The organism is Pseudomonas sp. HY13-MNA-CIBAN-0226 (assembly GCF_040310305.1).
Lineage (GTDB): Bacteria > Pseudomonadota > Gammaproteobacteria > Pseudomonadales > Pseudomonadaceae > Aquipseudomonas > Aquipseudomonas gregormendelii.
This window is the reverse complement of the sequence record NZ_JBEOPS010000020.1, coordinates 74,984-95,643: the sequence shown is the minus strand read 5'-3', so window position 1 is coordinate 95,643 and position 20,660 is coordinate 74,984. Positions and strand designations below refer to the sequence as shown.

Below are 20,660 nucleotides of genomic sequence, written 5' to 3'. Positions count from 1 at the left end.
GAGTTAGTTGTCGCTGCCTTTGTTGTCGACGCGGTAGCTGAAGCTCATGCCCACGCCCTGGAACAGCACCACGTCCGCCAGTTGCCTGGCGAGTTCGCCGGCGCTGGCCAGTTTGGTCTTGGGCACGTACAGCATGTCGTCAGGCTGCAGGTAGGCGATCTGCGTGGCATCGCCGGACAGCGCCTTCTCCACGTCATAACGATGGGCAGTGACCTGGTTGCCGTTGCGCCGCATGATCATTACCGAGTCCAGGCGCGCCTTGACGTTGGAGCCGCGGGCCATGGTCAGGGCCTCGAGCACCGACACCGGACGGCGAATCGGGTAGGAGCCCGGCTGGCCGACTTCGCCCAGTACGTAGATCTCGTTGCCGGCGGTGGACTTGAGCAGCACGTCCACGGTCATGCGTCCCGGCAGGGTGGCGTAGCGTTTATTGAGGAAGGTTTCCAGCTGGTTGACCGTCATGCCCTGCAGCGGTACGGCGCCGATTTCCGGAAAGCTGGCGTAGCCGTCGGTGCCGACGATGATCTCGCGGCTCATGCCGGTATTGGGGTGGTTGAGTGTCGACTTGAGGTTCTGCTCGTTGGTCAGCGGGCTGACCACATTGAGCGACAGCGTATTGCGATTGGGCTGGAACAGCTGCTTGCGCTCATACGCACGCTGGATCTCCACGCGGGCCTGTTCGCGGGTCAGGCCTTCGACTTTCACCGAAGTATTGGCCCCCGGGAGCTCGATGGTGCCGTCGGGCAGTACCAGCTGGTTACCGTTGAGCTGGCTGGCCGCGGTGAAATTCAGCGCAACCATGTCGCCCGATTGCACGCGGTAGGCGTCAGAGCCACTGGTGCTGACGTGGAAGATCACGTCCAGGACATCCTGGGGCCGCAGGGTCTGCTCGACCTGGGGCACGTCAGTGGCCTGGGCATTGGTCGGTGCAGCCGTAAGAATCTGCACCGGCATCGACTGGGTTTCTTGGGAGGTGCTGGAGCAACCTGCAAGCGGCAGCAACAGCAGGACAAGCATTCTGGCGTTCATGTCGTCATCCTTTGGCGTTCGCTCACAGGTTTTTGTAGAGCCATTTAGGCATGTAGTACTTGCGTCGATTAAACACACTGCCCACCAGTTTTGCCCCGGCCTGGGTCAGGCGCTGGACAGCGGCCTGGGCCACTTCCCAACGGGTGTCTTCGGCGCGCACGACCATGATCACGCCGTCCACCTGGGTGCTGATGACCAGGGTGTCGGCGGCTGAGTACACCGCGTCGCCGTCGATCACGACAAAGCGGTAGCGGCTGCCCAACTGGTCCAGCAACGGGCTCAGGGTTTCAGGGGTCAGGTGTTCGTCGCCCCGGGCATAACGTCCGTTGGGCAGCACGTGGAAGGGCAGGCTGGAGACGTCCACCACACAGTCCTGCAGCAAGGGCGGGCTCTGGGTGTTGAACAACAGGTCGCGAAAGCCGCGCTCTTTGGTCAGCCCAAGCTGTTGGGTGAGGTTGCTGGTGGACTGGCTGGCGTCGACCAGCAACACCTGGCCGCTGCTCATTTGGGCCAGTTGACTGGCCAGCACCAGGGCGCTGGTGGTCGTGCCCGCGCCGGGGTTGGCGGCGGTCAGGAAGAGGATCCGCAGATCTTGATCGAGCACAGTCGAAGTCAGGTTGGACTCGCTCGGGTTCGCGATTGTCAGGCTTTTTGCAGTTGAACCGTCCATTTAACTCGCTCCGTGGCCGCTGAATACTTTGAAGGGGGTTTTCAACAGGATCTTCAGATCAAGCAGCAGGCTCTGCTCGGCGATATAGCTGAGGTCCAACTCAACGCGCTGGTCGAAGTCGATATTGCTGCGCCCGGAGATCTGCCACAGGCCGGTCATGCCGGGGTAAATGCTCAGGCGCGCAAGATGATTGTCTTTGTAGCGGTAGGCATTGAACGAGGTGGGCCGAGGGCCCACCAGGCGCATGTCGCCGGCCACCACGTTGAACAGGTTGGGCAATTCGTCGAGGCTGCTGCGCCGCAGGAAGCCACCGATGCTGGTGATGCGGGGGTCCTTGTCGATCTTGAAATCGATCGCATCGGCACCGTGTTTGTTGAGGTGACGCAGGGATTCCTTGAGCTCCTCGGCGTTGGCAACCATGGTGCGGAACTTGTACATGCCGAACGTGCGACCGCGGTAGCCGGTGCGTTTTTGCACGAACATCACCGGCCCCGGGCTGCTGAACTTGATCACCAGCGCCAGGCCCAGCAGCAACGGCGAGATCAGCACCAGGATGATCAACGCCCCCAGGCAAGCCAGTACCCGGTTGGTGCGCGATAACGTCCAGGGGCGACCACCATCGCGACCAGTGATCCAGCCACGGCCCTGCATGTGGATGGCGGCATCCATGCGGATGCGGTGTTCGGGGTCCAGCCGCTTGTCTCGCCTCAATTGTTTGAGAGGTACACCTTTTTCATGTCCAGTCATGGAATCCTCCGCTGAAGTTCAGCCGCGAACGGCGCGTGGGCGATAGGCAGTGGGTAGTAGTCGCGAAACCAGGCAACGAAGCGCCCAAGTCCCTCATCCAGCGCGATCCGTGGCTGGAAACCGGTGGCCTGGGCCAGGTCGCTGGCATCGGCACAGGTATTGAGCACATCGCCGGGTTGCAGGGGCAGCAACTCGACCACGGCTGTTTGTCCGAGGTGTTTTTCCAGCAGCGCCAGGTAAGCCTTGAGCTCGACCGGGTGTTGCCCGCCGATATTGAAAATGCGCCACGGCGCCATGCTGCTGGCCGGGTCCGGGGTTTCCCGGTCCCATTCAGGGTTGGCCTGCGGTGGCCGCTCAATCAGGCGGGTGATGCTTTCGATGATGTCGTCGATGTAGGTGAAATCACGCTGGTGCTCGCCGTAGTTGAACAGCTTCAACGGCTGGCCTTCGGCAATCGCCCGGGCGAACTGGATCGGCGACATGTCCGGGCGGCCCCAGGGACCGTACACGGTAAAAAAGCGCAGCCCGGTGCAGGGGATGCCGAACAGATGGCTGTAGCTGTGGGCCATCAGTTCGTTGGCTTTCTTGGTCGCGGCGTACAGCGACAGCGGGTGATTGACGCCGTCCCTGACCGAGTAGGGCGTGTGCTGGTTGGCGCCATACACTGAACTGGAAGAGGCGTAGATCAGGTGCTGGACCGGATGGCGCCGGCAGCTTTCGAGTATGTTCAGGAAGCCACTGAGGTTGCTGTCCAGGTAGGCCCTTGGATTTTCCAGTGAGTAACGCACGCCGGCCTGGGCGGCCAGGTGAATCACTGCCTGGGGTTTTTCACGGGCAAACAGTGCCTCGATGGCCGCGGCATCGGCCAGGTCGACTCTTTCGAGCTGGAAACGGCCGACCTGCTCCTGCACCCAGGACACTCGATCGTGTTTGAGTTGCGGCTCGTAGTAGTCGTTGAAGTTATCCAGCCCGCACACTTGATGCCCGTCGCGCAGCAGCCGCAACACACAATGGGCACCAATGAAGCCGGCGGCTCCGGTCACGAGAATCTTCATGGACGCAGCGCCTCGGGCACGATGTGACGCAAGCCGATGCCGCTGTAGTGCAGGCCGGCGGCCGCCACGTGCTCGGGGTTATAGAGGTTGCGCCCGTCGACGATCACCCGCGAACGCAACTTGCTGGCCAGCAGCTCGAAGTCGACTACGCGAAAATTCTTCCACTCGGTGCAGATCACCAGGGCATCAGCGTCTTCCAGGGTGTCATCGCGAGTGGCGCACAGGTGCAGGTCGTTGCGATAGCCGTAGAGGCGACGGCATTCGGACATGGCTTCCGGGTCGTAGGCCTGCACGCTGGCGCCCTCGGCCCACAAGGCTTCCATCAGGTAGCGGCTGGGGGCTTCGCGCATGTCGTCGGTATTGGGTTTGAACGCCAGGCCCCAGATCGCAATGGACTTGCCGGCCAGGCCTTCGGGGAATCGCGCTTTGAGTTTGCTGAAGAGGATGTGACGCTGGCTGTCGTTGACGTCGGTCACGCTGCGCAGCAGGCGCAATGGCATGCCGTTGTGTTCGGCGGTGTGCAGCAGGGCGCGCAGGTCCTTGGGAAAGCATGAGCCACCGAAGCCGCAGCCCGGGTAGATAAAGTGATAACCGATGCGCGGGTCCGAGCCAATGCCCTTGCGCACCGCTTCGATGTCGGCGCCCAGCAGTTCGGTGAGATTGGCCAGTTCGTTCATGAAGCTGATGCGAGTGGCGAGCATCGCATTGGCCGCGTATTTGGTCAGCTCGGCACTGCGATTGTCCATAAACATGATTTTTTCATGGTTACGACAGAAGGGGGCGTAGAGCTCGCTCAGCTGCTCGCGGGCCTGCTCGTCGTCGGTGCCGACGATAATTCGGTCCGGGCGCATGCAGTCGGCCAGCGCGCTGCCCTCCTTGAGAAACTCCGGGTTGGACACCACACGTACCTTAAACATTGTCCTTTCCCGGCGTCGCAATTCTTCGCTGGCGGCGGCGACCACCTGATCCGCCGTGCCGACCGGTACGGTGGACTTGATGATCAACGTGCGATCGGCCTCCATGAAACTGGCGATCTGACGGGCCACGTTGAGCACATGGCTGAGGTCGGCGGAACCGTCCTCATCGGCGGGCGTGCCCACGGCGATGAAGATGAGCTCGGCGTGTTCCACTGCATCGCTGGCCTGGGTGGTGAACAGCAAACGACCGGCCTTGATGTTCTCTTCCAGCGTGCCGGAGAGTCCTGGTTCACTGATCGGCGGTACCGCTTGTTGCAGCTGCTTGATCTTGTTCGGATCAATGTCGACGCACAGGACGCGATGTCCGACATCGGCCAGTGCCGCTGCTTGTATCAGGCCAACGTAGCCCGTACCAAATACGCTCACGTCCATTTTGGCGTGCCTCGTAAGACGGTGGAGAGGATCAGAATTAGACTGTCAAAATGGGTATAGACCAGCCGTGGAAATCCGTGTCAGCAAAATGACGTGTTGCATTGGCAAGACAAACCCCAAGGCTGGGGGCGATATGCCATCAAGTGCTTGTCGCAGCTGCGTTTGCCCCGTTTTTGAGGGGTTTGAGGGCTGTTCAAAGAAAACGATAGACGGTCGCTGGGCGATTCTGGGGAGGATTTGGACGCTTCAGGTGTGTCAGATTTGAGTCAACTTTTTTTTGACGCTTTGTAAAAAAGTCCGACATTTCTTGCGCAAAAATGGCTATGTGCCAGCGCCAAGAAATAGCCGACAAACTATTGGCAAACTGCGTTGCCGGGCGGCAACTCTTCGGGGAGAAAGTTTGCGGTTATTCGAGGTGATTCGCGCGAACAATCACCGCGCGGATACTGCATCTACCCTCATGCCAAGGCGCGTTAGGTAGCGAGCAGCGCTTCAGTTCATCACTGCGGACGACCCCTTGAGCATCTCCGTGCGTGCAGTGCGCACCGGATCATGCAGCAGCGAATATCCGCGCTCCAGCAGCGTGCGGCCGATTAATCGCGAACCACCCTCATTCAGGTGCGAATCGTCCAGATACAACAACTGCCCTTGAATGATCGGGCTGCAAACCCCCGCCGGGCATATCACCTGATTGGGGTCGATAAAGCGCACTTGGGGAAATTTTGCTCGCACGTCCGCCCAATACGGTGCGAGCGCGCTCTGGACTACCGAACAATCGCGCTCGGAGCCAAACATCAAGCGCCTGATCGGGCAACTGGCGGCCTTTTCGATGTGCTGGTTGCTCAGGATCACGATGACCTGGCCGCTGCTCTCCACCACCCGCCGAATGCTCGCCTCAACGATATCCCTGGCATCGGCTTCCTTGGGCCAGATCGCCGCCAACACCACATAAGGGTATTTGTTCTGCTCGATCAGGCTGAACACTCGCTCGTTGCGTTTCGCGCAGTGGGCGGCGTACACCGGGGACATATCGGCGTCGTAGCCGGGGATCGGCGGGCACGAGTCCATGGTGTAATCCATGATCGATAGATTGTCGGGTCTGGCCAGCAGATCGACCATTCCCGTGAAGTGATTGGCAAACGAGTCGCCGATCATGATGCCGTCCAACCTCTCTTTTTTCGCGCCCAGGCGGCATGAATCATCAGGCCCTGTGCTGTACAGCGCATTGGTGACATGACAGCCGCGACGAATTTCGTTGGGCCTGTTCTGGGTCATCGCTTCCAGCGCTGAAACCTGGGGACCAAAACGTTGCGGGAAACCGTTGAAAACGACGCTCAGCACTGCAATGGCAGCCAGTCCCAGGGCCGGGAGCGCAAATCGGCGAACGAACACCCGGGAAAAATGCCAGCTCGCGCCCGCGCGCCGGAAGGGCACCTCGACATAACGCCAGGACAACCACGACAGCCCGATCGACACCGCGATCAGCAGCGCACCGACGGGTATGTCGACCGGGATTTCCAGATAATTGAGGTAGGCAATCAGTGGCCAGTGCCACAGATACAGCGAATAGGAAATCAGCCCGATAAACACTATTGGCCGGCAGGTCAGCAATCGCGAGTGCCTGTCGCCGCTGCCCGCGAGAATCAACAGCGCTGCACCCAGGCAAGGGATCAGGGCGTTAAGTCCGGGAAAGGTCGATTTCGCGTTCAAGGCAAACAGCGCGAAACCGATCAGCAGGTAGCCCGCCAGCGCGAGGGCATGGGCGGTCAGCTTGCCCATGACACGGGGCTGCTGCAGATAGATGCCCAACACCCCGCCCAGCATCAGCTCGAAAAAACGCGTCGGCAGCAGGTAGTAGGCAGCCGTGGCGAAGACGCCCGTCGCGTATTCGGAAACGGCCACTGCGAGTACCACGCCGATCCCCAGGATCGGCAGGACGTAACGCGGTGCCAGGCGATAAAGCAGCACGATGAACAGCGGCCAGATGACGTAGAACTGCTCTTCGATGCCCAGCGACCAGGTATGCAGAAGAGGTGCCTCGCCGGCATCGGCGGCGAAGTAGTTGCCGTACTTGATCCAGATATAGATGTTGGAAACGCCCAGCAGGGAGAGCAGGGCGCTGACGTTGAGCCGGATCAGGTCGACCGGGGACAGGATAAAGGCGCCAACGATCACCGTCGCCAGCAACACCGTGGCCAGCGCCGGGACGATGCGATTGATGCGTCGCTGATAGAAGCCCTTGAGCGAGAATGCGTTGCGCTTGACCTCGGAATACACCTGGGAAGTGATCAGGAAACCGGAGATCACAAAAAATACATCCACTCCCACAAAACCGCCTGGCAGCAGGCTGGTATTGAGGTGGTGCAGCAATACCGCGATCACCGCTACAGCTCGTAGACCATCTATGTCCGAGCGGTATTTGCCTTCAGCCATGCGCCTGACCATCCCTAAAGCTTTCGCCAGCCAGCCAAGTCCGACCCATGACAACCACAGTCAAGATTTTGGACAGTTAAACCCACATGTCATTTGTAGCTGGGAATTGGCTGGACGCAAATCGCCGTCAGTCGCCGCAGGCGCCCGGCACCCGGGCAATCGTGATCGGACAAAAGTCCTGCCAGGCCGCTATCCTTGGCCGACGCTCACCGAACGGGTCGACCCATGCTTGAAGTCCACGCAGTGTTCAAAAGCTACGCAACGCCGCAAGGGCCCTTGCCGGTGCTGCAAGGCGTCGACCTGATGTTGAAACCGGGCAGCAGCCTGGCCTTGATGGGCGAATCCGGCAGCGGCAAGAGTACTTTGCTGCACCTGATCGCCGGGCTGGACAAGGTGGATCACGGCACCATCACCAGCGGCGAGTATCGGCTGGACCAGATGAACGAACGACAACTGGCTAACTGGCGCCGCAGTGAAATCGGCCTGGTGTTCCAGCAGTTCAACCTGATCGGCAGCCTGCGCGTGGAGGATAACCTGGCATTTCAGGCGCGCCTGGCCGGGCGCCATGATCCGCAGTGGCAAGCGCACCTGGTGCAGCGCCTGGGGTTGGCGGATCTGCTGCGCCGCTACCCGGAACAACTCTCCGGAGGACAACAGCAACGGGTTGCTTTGGGGCGCGCGCTGGCGTCCAGACCCAAATTGCTGCTCGCCGATGAGCCCACCGGCAGTCTCGATGAGGGCACCAGCGATGAGGTATTGAAGCTGCTGCTGGAACTGCTCGACGACAGCCCCACGACCTTGCTGATGGTCACCCACAGCCCTCGGGTCGCCGCGCGCCTCGCCGACAAAGTGGTGTTGCACCGTGGTCGCCTGGCTGGCGCGGATGCGCGCTGAGGTGCAGGTTTTCTACCAGGCATTACGCGCGCTGCTGAGCCACTGGCGGCAGCACCCGGTGCAATTTTTCAGCGTGCTGACCGGGCTGTGGCTCGCCACCAGCCTGCTCACGGGCGTACAGGCCTTGAACAGCCAGGCGCGGGACAGTTACGCCCGGGCCAGCGAACTGATTGGGGGCGAACCCCAGGCCGGTCTCAGTGCCCCGGGCGGGGGAACATTTTCCCAGCAACTGTTTGTGGACCTGCGGCGTGCGGGTTGGCCGGTTTCGCCGGTGCTGCAGGGGCGAGTGACGCTCAAGGGACTGGAACAACAGCGACTGCAACTGATGGGCATTGAACCGGTGTCGCTGCCGGCAGGTTCTGCGGTGGCCGGGCGGGCACTGGCGATCGAGCAGATCGTCGAGTTTTTCACGCCCCCGGGCAGCACCTGGGTCGCACCGCAAACGTTGCGGGCCATGGGGTTGCATGAGGGCGAACGGCCGGTCAGTGCCAACGGCCAGACCTTGCCACCGCTGCATGCCCAGGCCGACATGGCGCCTGGCGTACTGCTGGTGGACATCGGCTTTGCCCAGCAGATTCTCGACCAGCCCGGTCAAGTGTCGCGCCTGCTGTTGCCCAAGGATTTCAGCGCGCCGCTGCCGGACCGGTTCAGCGCTGTGCTGCAACTCACGCGCAGTGGTGAAGAAAACAATCTGGCGCGCCTGACCGAAAGCTTTCACCTGAACCTCGATGCCTTGGGTTTTCTTTCATTCGTGGTCGGCCTGTTCATCGTCCATGCGGCCATCGGCCTGGCCCTGGAGCAACGCCGTGGTCTGCTGCGGACCTTGCGTGCCTGCGGCGTCAGCGCGCGGATGTTGATCGCTTGCCTGGTCGTCGAGCTGGGCGCTTTGGCGCTGGTCGGTGGAGTGGCCGGGGTCGCCAGCGGCTATCTGTTGGCGAGTGTGCTGTTGCCGGATGTCGCTGCCAGCTTGCGGGGCCTGTATGGTGCCGAAGTCGCCGGGCAACTGAACCTGAGCCCGTGGTGGTGGTTGAGTGGCATCGGCTTGAGCCTGCTCGGGGCGTTGCTGGCCGGTACCCATAGTCTGTTGCGGGCGGCGCGCCTGCCCTTGCTGGCGCTGGCCGATCCCCAGGCCTGGCACCAGGCCCACGCGCGCTGGCTGCGCCGCCAGGGCTGGGTCGCAGCGCTGGCAGCGGTGATCGCGCTGTTGGCATTGTTCCTGGGCAATAGCCTGGCCAGCGGCTTTGTGTTGCTGGCTGCGTTGTTGCTTGGTGCCGCGCTGGCGCTGCCGGTGGTGCTCAATCTGGTGTTGAACGCAGTATTGCAGCGCAGCTGCTCGGTGCTTGGCCAATGGTTCGTCGCTGATTGCCGCCAGCAGTTGCCGGCGTTGAGCCTGGCACTGATGGCGCTGCTGCTGGCGCTGGCCGCGAATATTGGCGCCGGGAGCATGACCGGCGGTTTTCGCGAGACCTTCAGTCACTGGCTGGAACAACGCCTGAGCGCCGAGCTGTACCTCAACCCACAGAGCCCGGCGCAGTCGGTCGAGTTGTACGCCTGGCTCAAACAGCAACCGCAGGTCGAGGCGGTGCTGCCCAACTGGCAGGTGTCGACGCAACTGCAAGGTTGGCCCACGGACGTCTTTGGCGTGATCGACCACCCAACCTATCGCCAGCACTGGCCGCTGCTGGAGGCCCAGGGTGACGACCCATGGAAGCGCCTGGCGAGCGACGATAGCGTGATACTGAGCGAACAGCTGGCCCGCCGGTTGAAGGTCCGGCTGGGGGATTCGCTGCCAATGACCACGCCCGGTGGAACCTGGTCGCCGCAGATCGTCGGCATCTATGCCGACTACGGCAATCCCAAAGGCCACGTACTGGTCAATGAGCGACACCTGCTGCGACATTGGCCACAGCTGACGCCCAATCGATTCAACCTGCGAATTGATCCGGCCTCGATTCCGTCTTTCCTCACCACGCTGCAGGCGCGCTTCGCCCTGGATGACAATCGGATCGTCGATCAGGCGCGGCTCAAGGACTGGTCCTCACAGGTGTTCGAGCGCACCTTTGCCGCGACCGCCGCGCTGAACAGCCTGACCCTGGCGGTTGCCGGCGTCGCTTTGTTCATCAGCCTGCTGACCCAGAGCCAGAGTCGCCTGGGGCAACTGGCGCCGCTCTGGGCGCTGGGGGTGACACGGCGCCAGCTGATGCTGCTCAACCTGGGCCAGACCTGGCTGCTGGCGGTGCTGACTCTGATCCTGGCATTGCCGCTGGGCATCGCCCTGGCCTGGTGCCTGGACGCCGTGATCAATGTCCAGGCGTTCGGCTGGCGCCTGCCGCTGCGGGTGTTTCCTTGGCAGCTGTTGCAACTGATGGGGCTGGCCCTGCTGGCGACACTGCTGGCGTCGGCCTGGCCGCTGTACTCGTTGTATCGCACGCAACCGGCGGATCTGCTGAGGACTTTTGCTCATGAGGATTAAGCTCGCAGTGCTGCTGTTGATCCTGCTCAGTGGCTGTGATCAGCCGGCGCCGGTCGGAAAAGGTTTTGCCGGTCTGGGCACTGCAGCGTCGTCATTTACCCCTGTCGTTCCAGGGCGGCTGTTCAGCTTTCCGGCTGATCACGGCCCCCATGATGGTTTTCGCATCGAATGGTGGTACGTGACCGCCAACCTCAAGGACGCCCAGGGCCGCGAGTTCGGGGTGCAATGGACCTTGTTCCGCAGCGCGCTGCAGGCCGGGCCGCCAGCGGCGGGCTGGGCCAGCCAGGTGATCTGGCTGGGGCACGCGGCAGTGACCTCGGCCACCGCGCACCACGCCGCCGAGCGTTATGCCCGGGGAGGGGTGGCGCAGGCGGGCGTCGCACTGGCGCCGTTCAATGCGTGGATCGATGACTGGCACTTCAGCAGCCAGGGGCGCGATGCGCTGGCCGACCTGCAACTCAGCGCTCGGGACAAGCACTTCAGCTACAACCTGCGGCTGACGTCCACCCGCCCGTTGGTATTGCAGGGCGATCAGGGTTTCAGCCAAAAATCGGAACAGGGCCAGGCGTCGTACTACTACAGCCAGCCGTTTTTCCAGGCCAGCGGCGAACTGGAGATCGATGGTACCCGCTATCAGGTCAGCGGCCCGGCGTGGCTCGATCGGGAATGGAGTAGCCAGCCACTGACCGCCAGCCAGACGGGCTGGGACTGGTTCTCCCTGCACCTGGACAGTGGCGAGCAGGTGATGCTCTATCGCATGCGGCAAAAGGACGGCGAGCCTTACCTGACCGGTACCTGGATCGATGCGCAGGGCCACACCCAGGCGTTGCACGCCAGCGAGATCAGCCTGGCGCCCGAGGGCACAGCGAAAGTGGCCGGTCGCACCATGCCCGTCAGCTGGTCGATCAGGATTCCGGGCAAGCAACTCGACATCCGCCTCCGTGCGCTGAACCCGAATGCCTGGATGGATTTGCGCATTCCCTACTGGGAAGGACCGGTGCGCCTGAGCGGGAGCCACGCCGGCCAGGGCTACCTGGAAATGACCGGGTATTAGCCGCGCAAACGGCTTGGAACTCCAACCCGCCTGCGGCTCTCTACCGTACGAACCCCTGCCGGGAACGCCGCAATTTGATGACTGCGGTGAGCGTGGCCGGGACAGTCGACGATCCTGAGCCTGAGGAGGCCAGCAATGAAACCGGTAACCGAGACGGAACACCCTGACGAGCCCCGGCCACCCGGGGAGGTCGAGCGCGATAATGATGCGTTGCGGCCCACTGACCCCAATCGCCGCAAGGAACAGGGCAAAGGCACCGACAGCGGGGAATCGACTGCGCAGGAGACGGCTGACAATCCCTGATGATTATTCAAACATAACTTTCACACAGTTTGTGACAGTAAGTTTATTGGTCGGACCGGTGAATTCGAAAATTTGTTTGCATGATATTTAAAGTGACATACTGTTAAATATCATGTCGATAAATTTCATGTTGGGTTCGGCGATTTATCTTCAAACCTATATTAAAATAGTGTTCGTTCGCCCAGTGTCATGGCTCTTTACCAGTGCATGGATTGCCAAGGCCACTGCACTGGGCGAACCCCTCTTCATCCGTCATTGCAAGGTTATGCGGCGTTCACAACAGGGGCGATCACAGGGTCGCTCTTTTTTGTCTTTAAATTTCGAGTGTCATCTCTAATTGTAGATTGCCTGGTTTGCACAATTGAAAATTGCGCCGTTGGGACTGAAACGAACCGACCTGGCTGATGGTCAATGAAACAGGCACATCGACCCGGAGCGACTACGACATGAAAATCCTGATGGTTCTGACGTCCCACGACCAGTTGGGTGACACTGGCAAGAAAACCGGTTTCTGGCTGGAAGAATTCGCTGCACCGTATTATGCCTTCAAGGATGCCGGCGCCCAGCTGACCCTGGTGTCACCGAAGGGCGGTCAGCCGCCCCTGGACCCCAAAAGCGACGAGCCGGATGCGCAGACCGCCGCCACGGAGCGCTTTCGCAAGGATTCTGCTGCGCAGGCCGCCCTGGCTTCAACCGCGTTGCTGAGCAGCGCCAGGGCCGAGGACTACGATGCGGTTTTTTACCCCGGCGGCCACGGCCCGCTGTGGGACCTGGCCGAAGACAAGGTGTCGATCGCGCTGATCGAAGCGTTCTACCAGGCTGGAAAACCCGTCGCGGCGGTCTGCCATGCGCCGGGTGTGTTGCGTCACGTCAAGGGCGCGGACGGCAAACCGCTGGTCAAGGGCAAGCGGGTGACGGGCTTTACCAACTCCGAGGAGGAGGCGGTGCAACTGACCGATGTCGTACCGTTCCTGGTTGAGGACGCGCTCAAGGCCAACGGTGGCCTCTACTCCAAGGGCGACGATTGGGCCAGTTATGTGGTGACCGACGGGTTGCTGCTGACAGGGCAGAACCCGGCGTCGTCCGAGGCAGTGGCCGAGGCGCTATTGGCCAAGCTGCGCTAACCCTTCGCCAAAGCGCCAGGTTGCGCGACCTGGAATCAGGCGAAACACTGCTCGATTGAACGGCGCTGCGTTTCGGCGTACAGCGCCAGTTCATCAATGGTTGCGCGTCCCAAGGCCTGCTCGAAGGCTTGGCGGTTCGAGTGCTCGCCATAGTGGCTTTGCGCAGCGTCCCCAAGGTTGGACTGAAATATCCCCGCCGCACTGACCGGCAGGAAATCCTCGTAAACCAGCGGTTCCACCCGCAGATAGCCATCGCGTAGAAGGTCCTCCAGCGCCATGGTTTGCAGCGCTCCCGCAGCCCGGCCCTTGTCCGTGACGAAGTACCGAAAATACGCCAACTCTTGCTGGCGCATGCCCTCTAGCGTGTCAGGAAACTCGCTGAAATGCCGCTCCATCAGCGTGTTGTAGCGTGTGGCGTTGCTTTCGTTGGGAAATTCGCCGAGTTCATCCCGAGCCGCGTTCAGCAGGCGGTCATACAGTGCGCGCCCTTTGGGGGTCAGCGCGGCGCCCCTTTGTTCGATTTCGCCAAAGCGGGCGCTATGGCTGCCGCGACTGTCGGCTTGATCAGTAAAGGCGATCGGCTCATCCAGCGCCTTGAAACTGGTCTGGCGCAGCAAAATCGGACACTGGCGACGGGGTGGGCCTTCGACCACCGCCTTGGGGGTGATGCCGTGGTCGGGCATTTGTGCCTGTACGATATCGATGTCCAGGGTGCGCGGCGTCAAGTGGTTGATGTGGGGGCCCTTGAACGCCACCACGTCGGCGATCAGGCGATGTTGCGCGCTGAGTTTTTGATACTGCTCGGCGGTGACGGTGGCGCTGTGGTGCCAGCGGAAGGTTTCCAGCGCCTGCTCGACGAATTGTTGCGCCTGCTCTTCGCCAAGGCCGCCCTCGCGTTCGGCGCACTCGATGAGGTGCAGCGCTGCCGGGGTGAAGATCCTGCGTTTATCCAGTACCGCCTGGGCAAAGGTACGCAGTGCCTGATCTTCGATCAGCTCAAGGCGCAGCAATGAGGTGAACACCCGAAACGGGCTGACTTGCAATGCGGCTTCGTGCACCGCGCGAAACGCGGTGGAGTGAACCGGCACCCCCGCCGGGGTCAGGTCGTAGTAGCCAACGGGCTGCATGCCCATGACCGCAAACAGGCGGGCCAGGGTGGCCAGTTCATCGGCCGTGCCCACGCGAATTGCGCCATGGCGCTCCAGGTCCAGGCGCTGGATTTCGCCGGTACTGTCCAGTTGCCGGGCCACCTGTGGATCGCTTTGCAGCACGTGACGGTTGGTTTGCTCCACCAGTTGCATCAGCGCGCCGTACAGCGGGACCTCTTCGCGGTACATGTCGGACATCGCTTTGGAGAAGCGTTGGCGGATCAGGTCGGGGCTGACGAAGCTCGGATGGCTCATGGAAGGTTTTCCTGGCGCTGGCGTGAAGGATGGGCAAAAGATCGCAGCCTTCAGCGTCCCCGACAAACGAAGAATCTTCCGAACTTCATTCTGTCACGGACTGCAAACAGGGGTCAGACCGGCAAGTGCGAGCGTTGGGATGCCAAAAATTCTCCATACAGTCGCGCCGTGTGTGCGGGCTGTTCGACCATCGGCATATGCCCGACGCCTTCGCCGATCTCCACCCTCAGGTCGGCAATGCCCTTGCTCCAGACCGCCACACTGCTGACATCGATCAGCCGGTCCTTGCGCCCCCACACCAGCAGGGCCGGGCACTTGATATCGGCCAGTCTTGGCTCCATCGGCGGGCTGGCGCGAAAGTCTCTGAAGATTTCCTCCAGCTCATCGCGAGACTGTTGATAGCGTTGGGCAAAGGCATCCAGCACCACCCCCGGCACCCAGGGCGGATTGGCCATGGTCATGGCGTAGAACTGGCGGAATTCCTCCCGGGAATGAATCAGGAACGGGTTATGCCCCTTGCCCAGCTGCCGCTCCAGATCACTGATCTCCGGCGCAGTGACGCCGGCCGGGTCGATCAGCGCAACCGACGCGATGCGGTCCGGGTAGTGGGCGGCAAGCCAGGCCGCCATGTAACCACCCATGGAGTTGCCGATCACATGCACTTTTTCCACGCCGCAGACGTCGAGCAGCTGGATCATGCGCTTGGCCTGGAGCGGGATGTCGTAGCCGCCACCGGCCTTGAATCCGGTTTCGCCATGGCCGGCAATATCGGGGATGATCACCCGGTACTGGCCGACAAAATGCCGGGCGAAGCGCAGCCACAGGTTCTTGTCGGCGCTGTAGCCATGCAGCATCAGCACGCTGCTGGTGGCCTCGTATGGCCCACCTTGCCAGGTCGAGACCGTCATTTCGGGGATCGGCACGACGATCTTGTGCAGCCGGTACAGCTTGGCTTCGATGGCGGTGCTCAAGTCATACAGCAAGTAACCGATAGCGGGGTAGCTCAACCAGCTCCAGGCCACGAAAACAGCGATAGCGACAACCAATAAAAGCATCAGCGTCTTCCTTCTATCTAACGAATCAGGAGAGCAGGTGATCGGCGGGTTTCAGCGCCCGGGTGAGCCGGTGATAGCTGAAACTGAACCCCGGAAACATGGCGATTACATGACCGCTCTTGCTGTGATACCAGCTGTGGCAACCGCCAGACTTCCATACCGTGCGCTCCATTTCTCTGTGGATCATTTCAGTGTAGGTACGTTCCGCCTCAGGGCGCACCTCTATGCTGCGTAAACCCTGTTTTTTTAACGTGCCGATACAGTCGAGAATGTAGTTCATCTGCGATTCGATAATGAACAGTGCCGAGGTGTGGCCGATTCCGGTGTTGGGCCCGGTGACGATAAACAGGTTGGGAAAGCCCGGCAGGCTGGTGCCGAGGTAGGCCCGGGGGTATTGCGCCCAGACATCTTGCAGACGCGTCGCGTTCTTTCCGTAGACCGGATAGGAAATCACCCCGTCGGTGGCGTCGTAACCGGTGGACCAGACGATCAGGTCCAGATCGATGTGCTGGCCATCGCTGGTCACGATGCCGCTCTCGTCAATACGGGCAATCCCTTGTTCGCGGCTGTGCAGTGTCACATTGCTGCGCCCGAGCGCCGGGTACAAGGTGCTGGAAACAATCACCCGTTTGCAGCCGATGGCGTAATCCGGGGTCAGCTTGCGCCGCAGTTCGGGATCGGCCACCTGGCGCTTGAGAAAACCCAGCGCCTGTTGCTGGACCAGGCGAATCGCCGGCCGGGAGTACTTGAAGGCAATCACCCGGGTTTCAAATTGCCAGTAGATCATCCAGCGCAACAGCTTGTAGGCCGGCTTGAGGCCCAGGAGCCAGCGCTGGAACCGGCCAAACCGGCGATCTGCCCGGGGCAGCACCCAGTGTGGAGTGCGCTGGAACACATGCAGCTGCTGAACGTGCGGCGCGATCGCCGGGATCACCTGGGCAGCACTGGCGCCGCTGCCGACAATGGCCACGCGTTTGTTGCGGTAGTCGTAGGCGTGGTCCCACTGGTTGGTGTGAAAAGTCTTGCCCTTGAAACGTTCCTGGCCTTCAAAGCGGGGCACCACCGGCTGGCTCAGCGGCCCGGTGGCATTGATCAGGAACTGCGCCTGGAACATCCCCCGCGAGGTGTGCACCACCCAGCGCCTGTTGTCATCGTCCCATTCGATGCGCTCGACATTGGTCTGCAGTTCGACCTTGTCCCGCAAGCCGAAATGCTCGATCACGTACTCGGTGTAGCGTTGCAGTTCGGCCTGTTCGGCGAACATCTGCGTCCAGCGGTACGGCGCAAATGACAAGGAATAGAGCGGCGAGGGCACGTCCACCGCAGCGCCGGGGTAGGTATTCTGGCACCAGGTCCCGCCAAAGAAATCCCGCCGTTCCAGCAGGCGGAAATCTTCGATACCGGCCTTGAGCAAATTGATTGCCGCGCACTGGCCGCCGAATCCGCTGCCGATGATCAGCACTTTAAAAGTTTGCATGGACTTCCTTTTTTGATGGCGCGCCCCTTCATGTATAGCCAAACATTCGGCCCACGCCTGCCATCAATGTCGGGATATTCAGGCCGCCAGCCGGTGATGGCTATTTAACGTTGCCCTGATAGACTTCAGCACACACGCAACCCAGGTGTCAGCAGGTTCTGTTCAGTGGCATAGAGGCCCCATGGAAAAATCGGGAGTCAAAGGACTTTCACTGGCACGCAGGCTCTACACCTCGCGAACGTTAGGCTTGGCCCTGGGCCTGTTGTGCGTGGCCGCAGCCATGTACCCGCTCGATCCGCCGCATTGGGTCTGGGCGCTGATGCTATTCAATGGCCTGGTCTGGCCACACGTGGCTTATCAATGGGCCCGACGCAGGAAAATTCCTTACCACGCCGAACAGCGTAATCTCCTGGTGGATGCCTTTCTCGGCGGATTCTGGGTCGCCGCCATGCAATTCAATCCGCTGCCCAGCGCCGCGACCATTTCCATGATGGCCATGAACAACGTCGCAATTGGCGGGCTGCGTTTCCTGCTGGCCGGCACGGCGGCGCAGATCCTTGGCCTGGGCGTCGGCCTGCTGATCTTCGCGCCTGCCTTCGTGCCTGAAACCAGCCAACTGCAGTTGTACGCCTCCTTGCCCCTGCTGTGCCTTTATCCTTTGGCTCTGGGCTGGATCTGTTTCCGCCAGGCCCACACACTTGGCCAGCACAAACGTGAGCTGCTGGCGTTGAGTCGCACCGACAGCCTGACCGGCCTGCTCAACCATGGTGCCTGGAAAGACCAGCTGGAACTGGAGTTTCAACGGTGCCGCCGGCAGGGCAAGGGCGGGGCGATTGCGTTGATCGATATCGACCACTTCAAGGCGATCAACGACACTTACGGGCATGTGGCCGGCGACATCGTCCTGCGCCAGCTGAGCAAAATGCTCCGGCAGAACCTGCGGGTAACCGACCTGGCCGGGCGTTACGGCGGTGACGAATTCTGCGTGATCCTCCCAGACCTGCCCCTGAGCAGCGCGGCGGCGGCCATGGATGTACTGCGCGACCGTTTTGCGACCTTGGGCCATGAACAGGACCCGGCGCTGAGAGTCAGCCTGAGCATTGGCCTGGCAGCATTGAACCCGACCCACACAGACGCCATCTTGTGGCTCAATGATGCGGACCAGGCGCTGTATGAAGCCAAGACCACCGGGCGCAATCGGGTTATCTGCAGCAATGACAGCCGGTCTGAGTGGGAATTGCTGGATTCGGTATAGCGACTTCGGATGCGTGGTGCGGCAAGCGCATCGCGAGCAAGCTTTGCTCCGTCAGGGATAGCGCCAAAAGATCGCAGCCTCGTTGCACTCGACAGCTCCTACGCAGTTCTAGCTAGCCCGGAGGGTGCGCACAATCAGATAAGCTCAGCGCGCCGGCTTGACGCTTTGGTCGGCCCGAAGGCCGCCACGGCGAGCTGTAGATCGCAGGCGCCCCGTTAACCACGCTGGCCGAACGCAGGCGTTGCGCAGCGGGGAAACCGGCAAGGATGCCGGTTTAGCCGCGCTGGGCCAGCCATCACTCCTTGACGCTCATAAACTCCTCAGCCCAACGAATATATTCCTCAGGCTGGGTATAGGTATGGGTCAACTCGGTAGCACTCAAATCCGATGCCTGAGTAAAAATCTGCCGCTGCTCACGCAGACTGTCATAGGTCGCCTTGATCGCCGCAAAATACGCCCCATGCCCATCAATCGTCACCCGCACACCCAACTCGGCCAGGCGCTTGTCATCACGCAACAGCGGGTTGCCATACGTCACCAGCATCAACGGCACAGTCAGGTGCTCGGCCAACTGTTCAAGATGATCAAAATCACGCACACCCACCATGCAAATCCCGTCCGCCCCGGCACGTTGATATTGCTGAGTTCGGCTGATGATTTCCTGGACGGGCAGAATGCCGGCGTTGGTCCTGGCAATAATCGCCATCTCCGAATCAACCCGGGCTTCCAGCGCCGCGCGGATCTTGCCGACGCCCTCGGCAACCGTAATCAGGTCAGTGGATTTGCGGCCGAATTGCGCTGGCAGCAACGTATCTTCAATGGTCAGGGCGCAGATGCCCGCGCGCTCCAGTTCAACGATGGTGCGCATCACATTCAGCGCGTTGCCATAGCCATGGTCGGCGTCGGCAATCACCGGCAGTTGAGCGACGCGGCCAATGCGCGTGGCCTGTTCCGCGAACTCGCTGAGGGTGATCAAGGCAAAGTCGGGGGCGCCCAGCACCTGCAGCGATGCGACCGAGCCGCCGAGAATGCCCACTTCGAAACCCAGGTCTGCGGCAATGCGCGCTGACATCGGGTCGAACACCGAAGCGGTGTGGTAGCAGGCATTGGAGGCGAACAGCTCGCGGAAGTTACGGCGTAAGTCTTGATGAGAAAGCCTGGACATATGAGTTCCACCATTGAAATGGACGGGCTTGAGCAAAAGTGTCAACGCCGAAGAAACAAAAGGCTATCACGCGAGCGCAGGAAGAATGATGACGAATTTACCGGGTGCCCTGGCAAAGCCCTTGCCAGGGCCGATCAGGCGGCGGCCGCCTCTCGCAGCGGGTCGACCAGTGGCACGGCGCGTACCGAGTCACCGGGTTGCAGTTGCAGGCGCTTGGCAGTGAGACGATCGACCACCAGGCTGCCGTCCACCTGCCGCCCATGGGCCGCCGTGATCCGGCAGTTTTCCAGGCGGCGATTGTGGATCAGCCAGAGCGGCGCCTGCTCGTCCAGGCTGCCGATGGCCAGCGTCAGCGCCTGGCTTTCGCGTACCGTGCGGATGTCGGACACCGGGGCCTCGATGACCGGCCCGGCGTCAAAGATGTCGATGTAACCCTGATGGGTAAATCCCTCGGCGCTGAGGATCCTCAGCGCCGGTTCGGTGTTCGGGTGGGCCTTGCCGATCACCGCCCGGGCCTGCTCGGTCAACAGGCAGGTGTAGAGAGGCTGGCGGGGCATCAGTTCGGCGATGAACGATTTGCTGCCCATGCCGGACAACTGGTCGGCATGGTGGAAATCCTTCCTGAAAAAGTGCCGGCCCAGGCTGTCCCAGAAGGGCGAGCAGCCATCGAGGTCGGCATGCCCCCGCAGTTCGGCAATCAGCCTGTCGCCGAACAGATGGGTGAACTCGGCCACGAACAGCAAGCGTCCCAGGGACAGCAACCTGCCGTTGCTGCCCGAGCGCAGGTCGGGGTGCAGGAACAGCGAGCAGAGTTCCGATTGCCCGGTCATCTCGTTATTCATGACCAGTGTCGGGATCTGACGCTCGATCCCCAGGTCTGGCGACGAGCTGTGGGTCATTGCGACCCGATAGTTGTACCAGGGCTCGCGCAGGCCTACGGCGCCCTTCAAGGCGCTCACGCCGACGATTTGCTGCTCGTCGTCCTCGAGCACGAACAGGTAATCGGCATCAGCGCGTTCGACCTGCTCGGCAAAGGTGCGCCGGGCCCAGCGCACCCGGTGCGCCAGCCGATCTTCGTTGGCCGCAAGGCCGGTAAACCCGGGACCGGCCTGGCGGACCAGCGCTAGCAGGGCAGGCAAGTCGGTGGCGCTGACCGGGCGCACGATCATTGCGG

At 61.5% G+C, this 20,660-nt stretch carries 17 protein-coding genes; 6 read left to right on the top strand and 11 right to left on the bottom strand.

What is annotated here, in order from left to right; genetic code table 11:
* Positions 1 to 3: 3 nt before the first annotated feature.
* The 6 genes from AAEZ05_RS21435 to AAEZ05_RS21410 form a co-directional block, all read right to left on the bottom strand.
* On the bottom strand, positions 4 to 1,029 hold the full coding sequence (locus tag AAEZ05_RS21435; RefSeq protein ID WP_045061561.1) for a polysaccharide biosynthesis/export family protein: 1,026 nt from the start codon (positions 1,027 to 1,029) through the stop codon (positions 4 to 6).
* Positions 1,030 to 1,051: 22 nt separating this feature from the next.
* On the bottom strand, positions 1,052 to 1,699 hold the full coding sequence (locus AAEZ05_RS21430; RefSeq protein WP_045061560.1) for a CpsD/CapB family tyrosine-protein kinase: 648 nt from the start codon (positions 1,697 to 1,699) through the stop codon (positions 1,052 to 1,054).
* A complete protein-coding gene (locus AAEZ05_RS21425; protein WP_045061559.1) occupies positions 1,700 to 2,446 on the bottom strand; it encodes a sugar transferase in 747 nt (248 codons plus the stop codon).
* A complete protein-coding gene (locus AAEZ05_RS21420) occupies positions 2,443 to 3,501 on the bottom strand; it encodes an NAD-dependent epimerase (RefSeq protein WP_350648728.1) in 1,059 nt (352 codons plus the stop codon). The genes AAEZ05_RS21425 and AAEZ05_RS21420 overlap by 4 nt, the downstream gene beginning before the upstream one ends.
* On the bottom strand, positions 3,498 to 4,850 hold the full coding sequence (locus AAEZ05_RS21415) for a UDP-glucose dehydrogenase family protein (RefSeq protein ID WP_205893855.1): 1,353 nt from the start codon (positions 4,848 to 4,850) through the stop codon (positions 3,498 to 3,500). Before AAEZ05_RS21415 ends, AAEZ05_RS21420 begins: the two co-directional genes overlap by 4 nt.
* Before the next feature lie 492 nt (positions 4,851 to 5,342).
* On the bottom strand, positions 5,343 to 7,283 hold the full coding sequence (locus AAEZ05_RS21410) for an acyltransferase family protein (RefSeq protein WP_350648726.1): 1,941 nt from the start codon (positions 7,281 to 7,283) through the stop codon (positions 5,343 to 5,345).
* A gap of 225 nt (positions 7,284 to 7,508) precedes the next feature.
* Between AAEZ05_RS21410 and AAEZ05_RS21405 the strand changes: the two genes are divergently transcribed.
* The 5 genes from AAEZ05_RS21405 (at position 7,509) to AAEZ05_RS21385 (ending at position 13,131) form a co-directional block, all read left to right on the top strand.
* A complete protein-coding gene (locus tag AAEZ05_RS21405) occupies positions 7,509 to 8,177 on the top strand; it encodes an ABC transporter ATP-binding protein (protein WP_350648724.1) in 669 nt (222 codons plus the stop codon).
* A complete protein-coding gene (locus AAEZ05_RS21400) occupies positions 8,167 to 10,650 on the top strand; it encodes an ABC transporter permease (protein ID WP_502947785.1) in 2,484 nt (827 codons plus the stop codon). Before AAEZ05_RS21405 ends, AAEZ05_RS21400 begins: the two co-directional genes overlap by 11 nt.
* A complete protein-coding gene (locus tag AAEZ05_RS21395) occupies positions 10,640 to 11,704 on the top strand; it encodes a lipocalin-like domain-containing protein (protein ID WP_350599649.1) in 1,065 nt (354 codons plus the stop codon). Before AAEZ05_RS21400 ends, AAEZ05_RS21395 begins: the two co-directional genes overlap by 11 nt.
* 135 nt (positions 11,705 to 11,839) lie before the next feature.
* Complete coding sequence (locus AAEZ05_RS21390) at positions 11,840 to 12,007, top strand: hypothetical protein (RefSeq protein ID WP_177328588.1); 168 nt, start codon at positions 11,840 to 11,842, stop codon at positions 12,005 to 12,007.
* Between the two features lie 446 nt (positions 12,008 to 12,453).
* Positions 12,454 to 13,131, top strand: coding sequence for a type 1 glutamine amidotransferase domain-containing protein (locus AAEZ05_RS21385; protein ID WP_350648722.1), 678 nt, complete (start codon positions 12,454 to 12,456; stop codon positions 13,129 to 13,131).
* 35 nt (positions 13,132 to 13,166) lie between these two features.
* Here the strand turns inward: AAEZ05_RS21385 and hglS are convergent, their stop codons facing one another.
* The 3 genes from hglS to AAEZ05_RS21370 form a co-directional block, all read right to left on the bottom strand.
* Complete coding sequence (gene hglS / locus AAEZ05_RS21380; RefSeq protein ID WP_045059716.1) at positions 13,167 to 14,534, bottom strand: 2-oxoadipate dioxygenase/decarboxylase HglS; 1,368 nt, start codon at positions 14,532 to 14,534, stop codon at positions 13,167 to 13,169.
* 113 nt (positions 14,535 to 14,647) lie between these two features.
* The gene (locus AAEZ05_RS21375) at positions 14,648 to 15,589 is read right to left on the bottom strand and encodes an alpha/beta fold hydrolase (protein ID WP_045059717.1); all 942 of its coding nucleotides are present in this window, start codon (positions 15,587 to 15,589) and stop codon (positions 14,648 to 14,650) included.
* Positions 15,590 to 15,614: 25 nt separating this feature from the next.
* The gene (locus AAEZ05_RS21370) at positions 15,615 to 17,066 is read right to left on the bottom strand and encodes a flavin-containing monooxygenase (RefSeq protein ID WP_205893858.1); all 1,452 of its coding nucleotides are present in this window, start codon (positions 17,064 to 17,066) and stop codon (positions 15,615 to 15,617) included.
* Between the two features lie 181 nt (positions 17,067 to 17,247).
* Here AAEZ05_RS21370 and AAEZ05_RS21365 point away from each other — a divergent pair, with 181 nt between their 5' ends.
* On the top strand, positions 17,248 to 18,321 hold the full coding sequence (locus AAEZ05_RS21365; RefSeq protein ID WP_350648719.1) for a diguanylate cyclase: 1,074 nt from the start codon (positions 17,248 to 17,250) through the stop codon (positions 18,319 to 18,321).
* A gap of 295 nt (positions 18,322 to 18,616) precedes the next feature.
* Here AAEZ05_RS21365 and AAEZ05_RS21360 read toward each other — a convergent pair whose 3' ends face one another.
* A complete protein-coding gene (locus AAEZ05_RS21360; protein ID WP_045059720.1) occupies positions 18,617 to 19,486 on the bottom strand; it encodes an oxaloacetate decarboxylase in 870 nt (289 codons plus the stop codon).
* Between the two features lie 134 nt (positions 19,487 to 19,620).
* Positions 19,621 to 20,655 carry an arginine N-succinyltransferase gene (astA, locus tag AAEZ05_RS21355; RefSeq protein ID WP_350648717.1) on the bottom strand — a complete coding sequence of 345 codons (1,035 nt, stop codon included), beginning with the start codon at positions 20,653 to 20,655 and terminating at the stop codon, positions 19,621 to 19,623.
* Positions 20,656 to 20,660 lie beyond the last annotated feature (5 nt).

What these genes read in the sequence shown, in the direction of transcription:
- AAEZ05_RS21435 (WP_045061561.1), bottom strand. Translation starts at nt 1,029, where the DNA reads ATGAACGCCAGAATGCTTGTCCTGCTGTTGCTGCCGCTTGCAGGTTGC.
- AAEZ05_RS21430 (WP_045061560.1), bottom strand. Translation starts at nt 1,699, where the DNA reads ATGGACGGTTCAACTGCAAAAAGCCTGACAATCGCGAACCCGAGCGAG.
- AAEZ05_RS21425 (WP_045061559.1), bottom strand. Translation starts at nt 2,446, where the DNA reads ATGACTGGACATGAAAAAGGTGTACCTCTCAAACAATTGAGGCGAGAC.
- AAEZ05_RS21420 (WP_350648728.1), bottom strand. Translation starts at nt 3,501, where the DNA reads ATGAAGATTCTCGTGACCGGAGCCGCCGGCTTCATTGGTGCCCATTGT.
- AAEZ05_RS21415 (WP_205893855.1), bottom strand. Translation starts at nt 4,850, where the DNA reads ATGGACGTGAGCGTATTTGGTACGGGCTACGTTGGCCTGATACAAGCA.
- AAEZ05_RS21410 (WP_350648726.1), bottom strand. Translation starts at nt 7,283, where the DNA reads ATGGCTGAAGGCAAATACCGCTCGGACATAGATGGTCTACGAGCTGTA.
- AAEZ05_RS21405 (WP_350648724.1), top strand. Translation starts at nt 7,509, where the DNA reads ATGCTTGAAGTCCACGCAGTGTTCAAAAGCTACGCAACGCCGCAAGGG.
- AAEZ05_RS21400 (WP_502947785.1), top strand. Translation starts at nt 8,167, where the DNA reads ATGCGCGCTGAGGTGCAGGTTTTCTACCAGGCATTACGCGCGCTGCTG.
- AAEZ05_RS21395 (WP_350599649.1), top strand. Translation starts at nt 10,640, where the DNA reads ATGAGGATTAAGCTCGCAGTGCTGCTGTTGATCCTGCTCAGTGGCTGT.
- AAEZ05_RS21390 (WP_177328588.1), top strand. Translation starts at nt 11,840, where the DNA reads ATGAAACCGGTAACCGAGACGGAACACCCTGACGAGCCCCGGCCACCC.
- AAEZ05_RS21385 (WP_350648722.1), top strand. Translation starts at nt 12,454, where the DNA reads ATGAAAATCCTGATGGTTCTGACGTCCCACGACCAGTTGGGTGACACT.
- hglS (WP_045059716.1), bottom strand. Translation starts at nt 14,534, where the DNA reads ATGAGCCATCCGAGCTTCGTCAGCCCCGACCTGATCCGCCAACGCTTC.
- AAEZ05_RS21375 (WP_045059717.1), bottom strand. Translation starts at nt 15,589, where the DNA reads ATGCTTTTATTGGTTGTCGCTATCGCTGTTTTCGTGGCCTGGAGCTGG.
- AAEZ05_RS21370 (WP_205893858.1), bottom strand. Translation starts at nt 17,066, where the DNA reads ATGCAAACTTTTAAAGTGCTGATCATCGGCAGCGGATTCGGCGGCCAG.
- AAEZ05_RS21365 (WP_350648719.1), top strand. Translation starts at nt 17,248, where the DNA reads ATGGAAAAATCGGGAGTCAAAGGACTTTCACTGGCACGCAGGCTCTAC.
- AAEZ05_RS21360 (WP_045059720.1), bottom strand. Translation starts at nt 19,486, where the DNA reads ATGTCCAGGCTTTCTCATCAAGACTTACGCCGTAACTTCCGCGAGCTG.
- astA (WP_350648717.1), bottom strand. Translation starts at nt 20,655, where the DNA reads ATGATCGTGCGCCCGGTCAGCGCCACCGACTTGCCTGCCCTGCTAGCG.